This is a genomic window from Paraburkholderia ultramafica, assembly GCF_902859915.1.
Classification (GTDB): domain Bacteria; phylum Pseudomonadota; class Gammaproteobacteria; order Burkholderiales; family Burkholderiaceae; genus Paraburkholderia; species Paraburkholderia ultramafica.
In genome coordinates this window covers 42390-56026 of sequence record NZ_CADIKK010000022.1, presented here as the reverse complement: position 1 = coordinate 56026, position 13637 = coordinate 42390, and the positions used below count along the sequence as shown (strand labels likewise).

Sequence of the window (13637 nt, the reverse complement as noted above, 5' to 3'; positions counted from 1 at the left end):
TACCGAATGATTAACGGCTTTGCATAACCGGCTAGTCCATGACACGCATCGAACGACCCTTCGACATCACGCGGCTTGAAGATGAATGGCTGGAAGCGGATGGCTTCGGCGGCTTCGCGTCGGGCACCGTGGGCACGTTGCGCACGCGCCGTTATCACGCGTTGCTGCTGAGCGCTACGCGCGCGCCGGGTGGGCGCGCGGTGCTGGTCAACGGCGTGGAGGCCTGGGTGGAAGCTGGAGGTCAGCGTTATCCGTGCTGCATGCAGCGGTATGTGCCGGATGTGCTCTATCCGGATTTGAGAGCGAGTCTCGTCGGCTTCGACACCGAGCCGTGGCCGACGTGGCGCATCCAACTCGATGCGCATACGGTGCTGAAGGCTGAAGTCTTCGTCAGCAAGGCGACGTGTGAAACGGTTTTGCGCTGGCGGCTGGAGAGCGGGACAGTGGCTGCCGAACCGAGCGCGCCGGTCCTGAAGGTCAGGCCTTTGCTATCGGGCCGCGATTATCACGCACTGCATCATGAAAATGCCGCGTTCAACTTCGGCGCGCAGACGAGTGACGACCACGCATGCGTGAGTTGGCAACCGTATGGCGACCTGCCGGTCATTCATGCCGCGACGAATGGTGCGTACACCCACGCGCCCGATTGGTATCGCAACTTCTGCTACGTCCGCGAACAGGAGCGCGGCCTCGACTTCAATGAGGATCTCGCGACGCCCGGGGTGTTCAGCTTCGATCTGACCGATGGTGACGCGGTGATGGTTCTCAGCGCGTCGAGTGCAACGGCCGCGGCGACATCCGCATTCACGTTGACATCCGCAACGGAATGCGCGAACGCGAAAGCCGCCGCCGCCCACGCAAGCGACCTTGCACGTAACGAGCAACAACGCCGCAACGCGCTGGGTTCACGCCTGCAACGCTCCGCCGATGTCTATGTGGTCTCGCGCAACGAAGGCCGCACGATCCTCGCGGGCTTCCCGTGGTTCACCGACTGGGGCCGCGATACCTTCATCGCGATGCGCGGCTTGCTGATCGCATCGAACCGCCTCGACGAAGCCGAAGCGATCCTGCTCGAATGGTCGGGCACGCTGTCCGAAGGCATGCTGCCGAACCGCTTTCCCGACTACGGCGACACACCGGAATACAACTCCGTCGATGCGTCGTTGTGGTTCATCGTCGCCGTTCACGACTATCTGGCCACGGCGCACGCAAGCGCCGCGACCCGCGCGCGTCTGCAACAAGCCGCCGAAGCGATCCTCACCGGCTATACGAAGGGCACGCGCTTCAACATCCGGGTCTGCGCGGACGACGGCCTCCTGAGCGCCGGCATCCCCGGCGTGCAACTCACCTGGATGGACGCGAAAGTCGGCGGCTGGGTGGTCACGCCGCGCATCGGCAAGCCGGTCGAAGTGCAGGCGCTGTGGATCAACGCATTGCGCATTGCAGCAAGCTGGAATCCGCAATGGCAGCAGTCTGCCGAGCGAGCGTTACAAGCGTTTCGTGAACGCTTCGTCGACCCGTCCACGCAAACGCTTGTCGATAACGTCGACGTCGATCACGTCAAAGGCGCGATAGATCGCTCGATCCGGCCGAACCAGATTTTCGCGGTGGGCGGTCTGCCGTTCCCGTTACTCGACGGCGCGGCGGCGCGCTCGGTGGTCGACCAGGTCGAAGCGCAACTGCTCACGCCGCTCGGCTTGCGCACGCTCGCGCCGTCCGACCCTGCGTATCGCGGACACTACGGCGGGTCGCCGCTTGCACGCGATGGCGCCTATCATCAAGGAACGGCCTGGGTGTGGCTGCTTGGCCCGTTCGTCGAAGCATGGCTGCGGGTTCACGGCGCCACGCCAGATACCCGCGCGCAAGCCAAAGCGCGTTTTCTCGACCCGCTTTACGCGCATCTCGACCACGCGGGTCTCGACCACCTGTCCGAAATCGCCGCCGGCGACGCCCCCCATACGCCCGCCGGTACGCCGTTTCAGGCGTGGTCGCTAGGGGAGTTGTTGCGGGTCGAAAACCTGTTTGCCCGGTTGGAGCCCATGAGCGCGTAAACCGCGCTACGATGTGTCTCCCACCGCCAAGCGTCACGCAAGGACGGAGTCATGCCACCGCTGCGCGCTGCCAATCTGCTCGACACCATTGAAGGCGCACGCCTGCATTCGGCCGCGTGCGACCACTGGCAGCGTTGGGGGCCGTATCTGAGCGAGCGTCAATGGGGCACGGTGCGCGAGGATTACAGCGCGGACGGCACCGCCTGGGACTCCTTCCCGCACGACCATGCGCGCAGCCGCGCGTATCGCTGGGGCGAAGACGGCATCGCCGGTTTCGGCGACGACAAGCTGAGCTGGTGCGTGTCGCTCGCGCTATGGAACCGCAGGGACCCGATCCTCAAGGAGCGCCTGTTCGGCCTCACCAACGCGCAAGGCAATCACGGCGAGGACGTGAAGGAGCTGTACTTCTACGTCGACGGCACGCCGACGCATTCGTACATGCGCATGCTTTACAAGTACCCGCACGCGGCCTTTCCGTACGACGACCTCGTACAGGAAAACGCCCGCCGTGGCGCCGACATGCCGGAGTACGAAATTCTCGATACCGGCGTGTTCGACGATCGGCGCTATTTCGACGTGCAGGTCGAATACGCGAAGCACGCGCCCGACGACATCGTGATGCGCGTGACGATCGAGAATCGCGCGGACGAGACCGCGTCGCTGGACGTGCTGCCGCAAATCTGGGCGCGCAACTCGTGGTCGTGGAAGGAAAACAGGGACAAGCCGTCGCTGGTCGCCGGCACGGACCACGACGGCGAGGCCCATGTGGTCGGGCGTCAGCATGGTCACGAGCCGATCGTCGTGACGGCATGGTCGAAGGACGCGCCGCAGCTTGCGTGGCTCTTCTGCGAGAACGACACCAACGTCAAACGCCTGTTCAACATGGACGGCAAGGGTCCGTTCAAAGACGGCTTCAATGACTATCTGGTACACGGCGACCAGCAGGCGATACGCCACGACGCCGGCACCAAGGCCGGCGCGCATGCAGCGCTGCAACTGGGTCCGCATGGGCGCGCGGTGGTGTACTTGCGCTGGCGTCCGCAGTCGGCTCCCGACGACGCGCAGTTCGATGCCGATGCGGTTTTCGCGCACCGTATCGCGGAGGCCGACGAATTCTATGGCGCGCTGCAACACGAGATCACCGATCCCGACGCGCGTCTCGTGCAGCGTCAGGCGCTCGCCGGCATGCTGTGGTCCAAGCAGTACTACCAGTACGACGTGCAACGCTGGTTCGACGGCGATCCGCTGCAACCCGCACCGCCCGCCAGCCGCAAGCACGGCCGTAATGCGGACTGGCGGCACCTGTGCAATGCGGACATCGTGTCGATGCCCGACAAATGGGAGTACCCGTGGTACGCGTCGTGGGACCTCGCGTTTCATGCAGCCGCGTTCGCGCTGATCGATCCGGCGTTCGCCAAGCGTCAGTTGCTGCTGCTGGTGAAGGACCGCTATCAGCACCCGAACGGCCAGATACCCGCGTACGAATGGGCGCTCGGCGACGCCAACCCGCCCGTGCATGCGTGGGCCGCGTGGCGCGTGTATGAGATCGACCGCGCGCTCACCGGCAAGGCGGATCGCGATTTCCTCGAACTCGTGTTCCATAAGCTGTTGCTGAATTTCTCGTGGTGGGTGAACCGCAAGGACGCCGACGGCCACAATATTTTCCAGGGCGGTTTTCTCGGGCTGGACAACGTCGGTATCTTCGACCGCTCGTCGCCGCTGCCGACCGGCGGCCACATCGATCAGGCCGACGGCACCGCCTGGATGGCCGCATACGCGCTCGACCTGATGCGCATCGCGCTCGAACTCGCGTACGCGAACCACGTATTCGTCGATATCGGCGTGAAGTTTTTCGAGCACTTCCTGTACATCGCCGAAGCGGTGAGCTGCGACGACGGCTGCGATACGGGCCTGTGGGACAGCGAAGACGAATTCTTCTACGACAAGCTGCGCCTGCCCGACGGCAGCAACTTGCCGATGCGGGTACGCTCGATCGTCGGCCTGATTCCGCTGTTCGCCGTGCACGTGCTCGAAGAGCGGCTGCATGGCAGCTTGCCGTGTCTGCGCGAGCGGCTCGTGTGGTTCCTCGAACATCGCCCGGATCTGGCGAAGCTGGTCTCGCGCTGGAACGAGCCCGGCAAGGGCAACGCGCTGCTGCTGTCGGTGCTGCGCGGTCATCGGATGAAAGCATTGCTGCGCCGCGCGCTCGACGAAAGCGAATTCCTTTCCGATCACGGCGTGCGGGCGTTGTCGCGCTGCCATCGCGATCATCCGTTCGTGTTCAATCACAACGGCAAGAGTTTCTGCGTCAAGTATCTGCCGGCGGAATCCGACACGCGCGTGTTCGGCGGCAATTCGAACTGGCGCGGTCCGGTGTGGATGCCGATGAACTATCTGTTGATCGAATCGCTATACGAATTCCACCGCTATTACGGCGACGAGTTCCGTGTCGAATATCCGACCGGCTCGGGGCAGAAGTTCTCGCTCAGTGAAATCGCCGACGAACTGGCGCGCCGCGCGACCACGCTGTTCCTCAAGAACAAGGACGGCGAGCGGCCGGTGATGGGCGCTTATCCGCTGTTGCAGGCCGACCCGAGGTCGGTTGATCTGATCCTGTTCCATGAGTATTTTCATGGCGACAACGGGCGCGGGGTCGGCGCTTCGCATCAGACCGGCTGGAGCGGGCTGGTTGCGTTGCTGCTGCAACCGCGTGTGATGGCGGCGTCGGGCAATGTGCCGCTGGCGGGCGAAGCGGAGCGGGCGCCGATTCCCGCATCTGCGCCGGCCGCGGCTGCGGCGCAAGCTACCGCACCGGCCTTTGCGCCCGAGTCCGTGCTCGCAACCACAGCAACGAAGTAGCACGCCACGGCCAACGCGCGCGCGACGAGGTTACAGCGGCCCTACAACTTCGCGTGCCGTGCAGGCCGCGTGATCGTTTTTGAACTGTGTGGGTTCAAGCGTGGTCTTTGATGTACCGCCACGTCCGTTCCATTGGCTTCCTCAAGTGAATCCCATGTCGACTACACCGAACACCCAGGCTTCCGACCACCCCGCCGCCACTCAGGCACCGAGCTGCAAGCTCAGCGCGAGTCCGCACGACGCGCCGGCGTCGCCGCCCGGCAAGCGGCCCGCGCCACCTTGCACGCTGGTGATCTTCGGCGCCGGCGGCGACCTCACGAAGCGGCTGTTGATGCCCGCGTTGTACAACCTCGCGGTGGACGGCCTGCTCGACGGCGGCATGAGAATCATCGGCGTCAATCATGGCGAGCGCGAGACCAGCGAGTGGCGCGAAGATCTGCACAAGTCGTTGCAGCAATTCGCCGCCGACAAAGCCAGCACCTTCCACGCCGGCAAGCTCGACGATCAGGCGTGGGACTGGGTCGCGCAACGCCTCGAATACATGGCCGGCGAATTCGAAACCGACGATACCTTTACGAAGCTCAAGCAGAAGCTCGATCAATCGCCGGGCGGCAACGTGATCTTCTACCTCGCGGTCGGCTCGCGCTTTTTCAAACCGATCGTCGAGCATCTCGGCAAAGCGGGTTTGCTGAAGGAGGGCGGTGGCGGGAGCAGCGGCTTCCGGCGCCTCGTGATCGAGAAACCGTTCGGCACCGATTTCGCGTCGGCACGCGATCTGAACGCGCACATCCTGTCATATGCGCAAGAATCGCAGGTGTATCGCATCGATCACTTTCTCGGCAAGGACACCGTGCAGAGCATTCTCGCGGTGCGTTTCGCGAACGCGCTGTTCGAACCGGTGTGGCGGCGCGAATATATCGACAGCGTGCAGATTTCGGCGGCGGAAACGATCGGCGTGGAAGGGCGCGGCAAGTTCTACGAGCAGACGGGCGCGTTCCGCGACATGCTGCCGAACCACCTGTTCCAGTTGCTGGGCATGGTCGCGATGGAACCGCCCAATTCATTCGACGCCGAAGCCGTGCGCGACAAGAAGGCCGAAGTCTTCGACGCGATCCAGCCGCTGGCGCCGGACGACGTCGTGTTCGGTCAATACGAAAAGGGCCCGGCGGGCGTCGGCTATCGCGAAGAACCCAACGTTGCGCCAGGCAGCACAACCGAGACCTACGCCGCGGCCCGCGTGTTCGTCGAGAATTGGCGCTGGGCCGGGGTGCCCTTCTATCTGCGCACCGGCAAGCGGCTGGCCGCGCGCCGCACGGAAATCTCGGTGCAATTGAAGCCGGTGCCGTTCCGCCTGTTCCGCGATACGCCGGTCGATGCGCTCACGCCGAATGTGCTGACCTTGCGTATCGATCCCGCGCATGGCACGAGCTTCGATTTCAATGTGAAAACGCCGGGCCCGGTGATGCAGGTCGGCGCGGTGCAGTCGTCGTTCGACTACGCCGACTTCTTCACGGAGCGCGCGAACGTCGGCTATGAGACGCTGCTGTACGACTGCATGCTCGGCGACGAGACGCTGTTCCAACGGGCCGATAGCATCGAAACGAGCTGGTGCGCGGTGGACGACGTGCTGCATCCGAAAACCGGCGGCGCGCTGCCGGTGCACGGTTATGCGGCCGGCAGCGAGGGCCCCGCCGAGGCGGACGCGCTGCTCGCGCGCAACGGTCATGCGTGGCGGCCGTTGAAACAGCACGCAGTCGAGAAGAAGTAACGTCAATACGCGCGCATCGACATCAACATGATCGGGGGATACCGTGGCGACACGCAAGACAACACATAACACGAAAGTAATGGGCAGCACCGAGCGGATTCTGGCAATCGACGTCGGCGGCACTGGCTTGAAAGCCGCGATCATCGATGCGGACGGTCAGATGAAAACCGAGCGCGTGCGGGTGGCGACGCCGCATCCGTGCGCGCCGGAGCAGTTGGTGGATGCGTTGGCGAAGCTGGTGGCGCCGCTCGTCGAACAGGCGCCGCCCACGCTGATGTCGATCGGTTTTCCGGGCGTGGTGCGCAACAACCGCATTCTGACCGCGCCGCACTTCGGCGTTGAGGGCTGGCACGACATCCCGCTCGCCGACTCGTTGGCGCAGCGCCTCGGCGGTGTGCCGGTGCGCATGATCAACGATGCCGAGATGCAGGGCTTCGCCGCGATCGAAGGACATGGCCTCGAATTCGTGCTGACGCTAGGCACGGGTGCCGGCACCGCGATGTTCCGCGACGGCGAGTTGATGCCACATCTCGAACTCGCCCATCACCCGGTTAGCAAGAAAGGCGTCGCGTACGACGAATACATCGGCGAAGCCGCGCGTGAGAAGGCGGGGAATAAACGCTGGAACCAGCGCGTTCAGAAGGTGATCGGGATTCTGGATGCGCTGGTGAACTACGACAAGTTGTGGATCGGCGGCGGCAACGCGGCGCGCCTGAAGATCGATTTGCCGCCGAACGTGGCGACCGTATCGAACGATGCCGGTATTGAAGGCGGCGCGCGCCTATGGCATCCGCGGTCCTTGCGTGAGACGCGGCAGTTGCCGGAAGCGAATCAGCGCACGGGGCGATTCAAATAATCGTTGGACTCGCGAGTCCATGACAAGGGGTGCTTCACGATGACTCGAAGCGGCTTTGGCGTCGCACGACGCCTGCTATTTGTCGGCGTATGCGCGGCGTTCGCTTTGGCGAGCGCGCAAGTGTACGCGTTGGAGGCGTTCGCGGTGTCGTCGCCGGGCTTGGCCGACGGCGGCACGCTGGATTCGAGCCACGCGGCGAGCGCCAACAATTGCGGTGGCGGCAACCTGTCGCCGGCGCTTCAATGGCGCAATGCGCCCGCCGGCACGAAGAGCTTGGCGGTCACGCTTTTCGATCCCGACGGCGCGAAGGGACTGGGAATCGTGCATTGGGTGCAGTACGGCATCGCGCCGTCGACGACGGGACTCGTGGCGGGCGGCGCGGCGCCGCCCGGCAGCATCGCCGGCACGAATCGGACTGGCGGCACCGGTTACTACGGGCCGTGTCCACCGGTTGGAGACGTTCCGCATCACTACGTCGCGCAGGTCTATGCGCTGGATCTGCCGCCCGATGCATTGCCGGCCGGCTTGACCCGGGATGCGCTGCACGCGGCGATCAAGGATCACGTGATTGCCGCGACGAGCACGGTGCTGCGGTATGGGCGGTGACGCGTCTGCCTTCGCGGTGGCGCGCTGCTAGCCACGCTGCCTGGCCAGGCCTGGCAGCCGCCGCGAAAGACGAGTACGGCTTATCTGGCCGCGTCGCCCCACCGATACTGCACGCTGGCCTCGTCGAGTTGAGTCTTGATCTGCGCGTCGAGCACCAGTTCGGACGCGGCGAGCGTATCGCTCAACTGGTCCGCGCGGCTCGCGCCGATAATCGCTGACGTGACGAGCGGATTGGCCAACACCCACGCGAGAGAAATCCGCGTCAACGACTCGCCTGTCGATGCCGCGATCGTTTTCAATTGTTCGATCGTTTCGAACTCGCGCTTGTGCCAGTACCGCTGCTGGTACATCGCGCCGGCCTTGCCGACAGTCTCGGTGAAACGACCGGTTGCCGGCGTCGCATCCAACTGGTGCTTGCCTGTCAGCAGGCCGCCCGCAAGCGGGTTATAAGGCATCACCGCCAACTGCTCCTCGGCGGCCAACGGCAGCAACTCCCGCTCGATCTGACGGAACAACAGGTTATAGCGAGGCTGCACCGACACGAACCGCGCGACGCGCAACACATCGGCGCGTCCCAACGCGCGCGCGAGCCGATACGCGAGGAAGTTCGAGACGCCGATATAGCGCGCTTTCCCCGAGCGCACGATCGCATCGAGTGCTTCGAGCGTTTCGTCGAGCGGCGTGTTCGCATCGTCGGAGTGGAGCTGATAAAGGTCCACATAGTCGGTGCCGAGCCGGCGCAGCGACGCGTCGATGGCATCCAGCAGATGCTTGCGCGACGCGCCCTCGTCCCACGGCGCGGGTCCCATCTTGCCGACTGCCTTGGTCGCCAGTATGAAGTGCTCGCGTTTGCCCTTCAGCCAGCGTCCGACAATTTCCTCCGTGCGACCGGCAATATTCTCGCCGCCGCCGAGCGGATAAACATTGGCCGTATCGATGAAGTTCACGCCGGCGTCTGCCGCTGTATCGAGAATGCGATGCGAGGCATCTTCTTCGGTCTGCAGGCCGAAGGTCATCGTGCCGAGACACAGACGCGAAACAGTCAGGCCGGTGCGGCCGAATTTGCGGTATTGCATGGTCAACTCCGAAGATGGACGGAACAGTGCGGTATGCAGTGTTGCAAAAAGGATAAACGGTGTCGCGATTTGATGCTGGCTGCGCACGCGCTGTGTTGTTATTAAATTGAAAGTTTTAAATCGCCGCACAATTGGAGTGCTGGCTTACCAGTATTCGATGTCAGCGCTCGTTGCATTACAAAATAGTAATAAAATAGTATGGTCTGCGGAATAAAAATTACTAAATCCATACGTTAGTAAAATACTGAAATAATTTCATTACGCGGGGTAATACGCGGCGCGATTGATGCGTTTTGTCGCATATGGAATGATAGCGATTCTCATTTAACAACCAGCCAGCCATCCCGTCATCCCTGCGTCAGTCAAGGCGACCGGAAGCCAGCCAATTGCAGCTTCGTCATTTATCCCATGTCGGACATGCGAATTTGGCAAGCGCACACCTGACGGGATTTCCATGTTTAAGCACACGCCGCTTGCGACTGCGTTAGCGCTAGCTTTTGCCATTCCATTTGCGACACCCGCTGTCGCGCAGACCGCTCCTCAAGCCGCGTCGCAACCAGCGGCCGATAGCACACCGGCAAACGCACCGGCAAACGCAGTGGCAGACAGCGGCACGCTGCCGACCATCGGCGTCGCGGCGCAGGCTGAACAACCTGACTTCCAGGCGGAGCGATCGAGTGTCGGCGCGAAGACGCCGACCGCATTGCGCGACATTCCGCAGACCGTCACCGTGATCAACCGGAACTTGCTGGCGTCGCAAGGCGCCACGTCGTTCCAGGACGCGCTGCGCAATGCGCCTGGCGTGACGATCGGCGCGGCCGAAGGCGGCCAGATCGGCAACAACATCAACTTGCGCGGCTTCACCGCGCAGAACGATATCTATCTGGATGGCTTCCGCGACCGCAACCAGTACTATCGCGACACCTTCGACCTGGAACAACTCGAAGTGCTGTACGGCCCGTCGTCGATGCTGTTCGGCCGCGGCTCGACGGGCGGCGTGATCAATCAGGTCAGCAAGAAGGCGCAGTTGAAGGACTTCGCGGAAGTCTCGGCGATGGTCGGCACCGACGACCGCTACCGCACCAGCGTCGACGTGAACCACCAGCTGACGGATACCTCTGCGATTCGCCTGAACGCATTCGGCCAGAGCCTCGGTTCGACGCGCGACGTGATGAAGAACAAGGACTTCGGCGTCGCGCCGGAAGTTCGCTTCGGGATCGGCACGCCGACCGAGGTGACGCTGTCCGCCCTGATCCAGCACAACCACGACATGCCCGACTACGGCATCCAGGCGCTGAACGGCGCTCCGTCGCCGGTGCCGAGGAACACCTTCTACGGCCTGACCAGCGACCGCACGATCCAGGACATTCAGACCTTTACCGCGGCGATCAAGCACAAGTTCTCGGACGCGCTCACCTTCACCAGCCAGACGCAGTTCTCGCATTCGACGACCGACGCGCGCGAAACCGCGCCACAGGCGGTGCTGACCGGGCCGCTGTCGTCGAGCACTGCGTTGACCAATGGCAATTTCACGACGCTGTCGCCGTCGCAACTGTTCATCAAGTTGCAGAGCCATGACCGCGTGATCGAGAACCACGCGATCTACAACGACACGATGCTCGAATACAAGTTCGACACCGGCCCGCTCAAGCACGACCTGATCGCCGGCTTCGAAGTGGGTCACGACAGCTATTCGAATCAGGCGTACACGCGCAACAATTTGCCGATTGTGCCGATGCTGAACCCGCCGATCATGGGTACGCCGCCGGGCGTGACTACCACGGTCGGCAACTACGCCGATTCCGGTGCGAATGAACTCGCCGCCTACGTCAACGATACCGTGTCGCTCAACCAGCACTGGAAGGTGATTGGCGGTTTGCGGTGGGATCGCTTCCAGGCGCAGATCCACAACACGATCACCGCGCCGCTTTACGCGAGCCAGACCAACTTCTTCACCAGTGTGCGCGCGGGCGTGATTTATCAGCCCACCGACTGGCAGTCGTACTACGTGTCATACGGCACGTCGTTCAACCCGTCGCTCGAATCGTTGACGGTGACGAACCTGACGCAGAACCTCGCGCCGGAATCGACCAAGTCGTATGAAATCGGCGGCAAGTGGGATCTGCTCGGCGGCAATATCTCAGTAAACTCCGCGTTCTTCCGCCAGGAAATGGACAACGCGCGCACGCGGGTCTCGCCGACCGAATACGAACTCTCCGGCGACATTCGCGTGGACGGCTTCCAGGCGGGCGTGACCGGCCACATTACCGACAGGTGGCAGGTGTTCGGCGGCTATACGTACATGGACGCGGTCATCCGCAAGGCGCTCGACGGCACGCAAGGGCACACGCCGGCCAACACGCCGCGCAACACGCTGACGCTGTGGACCACCTACGCGATCACGCCGCATTGGGAAATCGGCGGCGGCCCGATCTACATGTCGCCGCGCTACGCGTCGAACACGAACTTTGTGCGGGTGCCGGGCTACACGCGCTGGGACGCGACCGCCGCGTATCACGCGAAGAAATACGACGTGCGCCTGAACCTGCTGAACCTGACCAACAAGGAGTACTTCGACGCGCTGATTCCGTCGGACGGCGGTCGTTCAGTGCCGGGTATCGGACGTGCGCTGCTGGCGACGTTCGACTATCGCTTCTGATACACGCAGGGCGGATTCGTTAGGCTTACCGGTTTTGATCGCGGTAAGCCGACGCAAATAAGCCGACGCAAATAAGCCGACGCAAAGGAAACACTATGTTGCTGCAGATTCCGAAAGTACTGGACGCCGAACAGTTGCGCTTCGTGCGCGAGCGGCTGGAGCAGGCTGGCGACGCCTGGGTGGACGGCCGCGCGACCGCCGGTTATCAGGGCGCGCCGGTCAAGCGCAACCAGCAGATCGCCGAGCACTCGCCGTTGGCGCGCGAACTCGGCGACGTGGTTCTCGCGTCGATCGAACGTCACCCTCTGTTCATCAGCGCGGTGTTGCCGAACCAGGTGTATCCGCCGCTGTTCAATCGCTACGAGGGCGGCATGCAGTTCGGCAGTCACGTCGACGGTGCGGTGCGCGTGCTGCCCAACGGCGTGAAGCTGCGTACCGACGTCTCGGTGACGCTGTTTCTTTCCGAACCCGACGAATACGACGGCGGCGAACTCGTGATCGAAGACACCTACGGCGTGCAGCAGGTGAAGCTGCCGGCGGGCGACATGATCGTCTATCCGGCCACCAGTCTGCATCAGGTCACGCCGGTCACGCGCGGCGCGCGCATCGCCAGCTTCTTCTGGGTGCAAAGCCTCGTGCGCAGCGACACGCAACGCGCGCTGCTATTCGATATGGACACCGCGATTCAACGTCTGAATGCCACCCACGCCGACGATGCCGCACGCCGCAGCCTCGTTGGTTGTTATCACAATCTACTGCGTACCTGGAGCGAAACGTGAGCGTGCCCGAGACCATCGACATTCAACCGACGGCGGAGGACCGCGTGGCGCGTGAGCCGCAACGGTTCGACAGCGGTGAACTGAAGTCGCGGCAGCAGCGCTCGCGCCGCGCGACCTTCGTCAATTGGCTGCGTAGAGTGCATGGCTGGATCGGCTTGTGGGGCGCCGCGCTGGGTTTGCTGTTCGGCACCACGGGGTTCTTTCTGAATCATCGCGGCGGCCCGCTGCGAGTCTCGACCGGCGAGCCGCAAGTGTCGCTGTTGCAGGTGCCGCTGCCGCAGCCGGCGCCGCAGACGCCGCGCGAGTTGAGCAAATGGCTCAAGCGCGAACTGCAGCTGGCCGGCAATCCGGGGCGCGTGCAGAAAGAGTCTGAGCATCCGGTCGCGTGGGGCGAGCGCAGCATCGTGCAGCCTGAGCACTGGCAACTGAATTTCGCGTCGCCGCGTGAAAACACGTCCGCCGAGTACTGGGTCGGCAATGGTTATGTGACGGTCAAGCGCAGCGAAAACACCTTCCTCGCGATGCTGACGAATCTGCACAAAGGCGTTGGTTTGAGCGTCGGCTGGGTGCTGCTGATCGACACGCTCGCGGGCAGCATCATTCTGCTGTCGCTTACCGGCGTTTTGCTCTGGACGGAGTTGAACAAGCGCAAGACGGTCGGCGCGATGCTGGTGTTGGGATCGATCGCCGCCGCAATATGTGTAGGCCTGATGTGAAAGCGGACCTCGCCTGACTGAATCAGACCGGCCGGCGCGCTCGCCGCCCGGTCGGGAAGTTCGCCTTGCTCGCGCAACGCCAGGCGGATTCCCGGCGAGCACACGATCGATGTGAGGCTGACCGGCGCGGGGCTTGCGGGCAGGTCGGACGCCGATCTGGCAATCGACATGTGCCGCGACCGCCTTGTTCTGCGCGAGATCTTACTGACGGGCTACGACAAATACACCACGGACCCAAGCCTGCCGGCTTGTCAGCGGGAAAGTATC

Annotated in this window: 9 protein-coding genes; 8 read left to right on the top strand and 1 reads right to left on the bottom strand. The window is 63.3% G+C overall.

Annotated elements, in window-relative coordinates:
* Positions 1 to 38: 38 nt before the first annotated feature.
* The 5 genes from HV744_RS22645 (at position 39) to HV744_RS22625 (ending at position 8140) form a co-directional block, all read left to right on the top strand.
* A complete protein-coding gene (locus tag HV744_RS22645) occupies positions 39 to 2051 on the top strand; it encodes an amylo-alpha-1,6-glucosidase (RefSeq protein ID WP_175151633.1) in 2013 nt (670 codons plus the stop codon).
* A gap of 51 nt (positions 2052 to 2102) precedes the next feature.
* A complete protein-coding gene (locus tag HV744_RS22640) occupies positions 2103 to 4910 on the top strand; it encodes an MGH1-like glycoside hydrolase domain-containing protein (protein ID WP_175151632.1) in 2808 nt (935 codons plus the stop codon).
* Between the two features lie 154 nt (positions 4911 to 5064).
* Positions 5065 to 6678: a glucose-6-phosphate dehydrogenase gene (zwf, locus tag HV744_RS22635; protein ID WP_175151631.1), complete on the top strand. Its 1614-nt coding sequence runs from the start codon at positions 5065 to 5067 to the stop codon at positions 6676 to 6678.
* 79 nt (positions 6679 to 6757) lie between these two features.
* Positions 6758 to 7534 (top strand): ROK family protein, encoded by a 777-nt coding sequence (locus HV744_RS22630; protein WP_175151630.1) that lies wholly within the window; start codon positions 6758 to 6760, stop codon positions 7532 to 7534.
* Positions 7535 to 7573: 39 nt separating this feature from the next.
* Positions 7574 to 8140 carry a YbhB/YbcL family Raf kinase inhibitor-like protein gene (locus HV744_RS22625; RefSeq protein ID WP_175151629.1) on the top strand — a complete coding sequence of 189 codons (567 nt, stop codon included), beginning with the start codon at positions 7574 to 7576 and terminating at the stop codon, positions 8138 to 8140.
* Between the two features lie 80 nt (positions 8141 to 8220).
* Here HV744_RS22625 and HV744_RS22620 read toward each other — a convergent pair whose 3' ends face one another.
* Positions 8221 to 9216, bottom strand: a complete 996-nt coding sequence (locus HV744_RS22620; RefSeq protein WP_175151628.1) for an aldo/keto reductase — start codon at positions 9214 to 9216, stop codon at positions 8221 to 8223.
* A gap of 454 nt (positions 9217 to 9670) precedes the next feature.
* Here HV744_RS22620 and HV744_RS22615 point away from each other — a divergent pair, with 454 nt between their 5' ends.
* From HV744_RS22615 to HV744_RS22605, 3 genes are all read left to right on the top strand, one after another.
* Positions 9671 to 11875: a TonB-dependent receptor gene (locus HV744_RS22615; protein ID WP_175151627.1), complete on the top strand. Its 2205-nt coding sequence runs from the start codon at positions 9671 to 9673 to the stop codon at positions 11873 to 11875.
* Positions 11876 to 11970: 95 nt separating this feature from the next.
* Complete coding sequence (locus HV744_RS22610; RefSeq protein ID WP_175151626.1) at positions 11971 to 12654, top strand: Fe2+-dependent dioxygenase; 684 nt, start codon at positions 11971 to 11973, stop codon at positions 12652 to 12654.
* Positions 12651 to 13370: a PepSY-associated TM helix domain-containing protein gene (locus tag HV744_RS22605; RefSeq protein ID WP_175151625.1), complete on the top strand. Its 720-nt coding sequence runs from the start codon at positions 12651 to 12653 to the stop codon at positions 13368 to 13370. The genes HV744_RS22610 and HV744_RS22605 overlap by 4 nt, the downstream gene beginning before the upstream one ends.
* Positions 13371 to 13637 lie beyond the last annotated feature (267 nt).

Excerpts from the sequence above, each read along its gene's own strand:
- HV744_RS22625 (WP_175151629.1), top strand. The coding sequence starts at position 7,574 with ATGACTCGAAGCGGCTTTGGCGTCGCACGACGCCTGCTATTTGTCGGC.
- HV744_RS22620 (WP_175151628.1), bottom strand. The coding sequence starts at position 9,216 with ATGCAATACCGCAAATTCGGCCGCACCGGCCTGACTGTTTCGCGTCTG.
- zwf (WP_175151631.1), top strand. The coding sequence starts at position 5,065 with ATGTCGACTACACCGAACACCCAGGCTTCCGACCACCCCGCCGCCACT.
- HV744_RS22640 (WP_175151632.1), top strand. The coding sequence starts at position 2,103 with ATGCCACCGCTGCGCGCTGCCAATCTGCTCGACACCATTGAAGGCGCA.
- HV744_RS22630 (WP_175151630.1), top strand. The coding sequence starts at position 6,758 with ATGGGCAGCACCGAGCGGATTCTGGCAATCGACGTCGGCGGCACTGGC.
- HV744_RS22615 (WP_175151627.1), top strand. The coding sequence starts at position 9,671 with ATGTTTAAGCACACGCCGCTTGCGACTGCGTTAGCGCTAGCTTTTGCC.
- HV744_RS22610 (WP_175151626.1), top strand. The coding sequence starts at position 11,971 with ATGTTGCTGCAGATTCCGAAAGTACTGGACGCCGAACAGTTGCGCTTC.
- HV744_RS22645 (WP_175151633.1), top strand. The coding sequence starts at position 39 with ATGACACGCATCGAACGACCCTTCGACATCACGCGGCTTGAAGATGAA.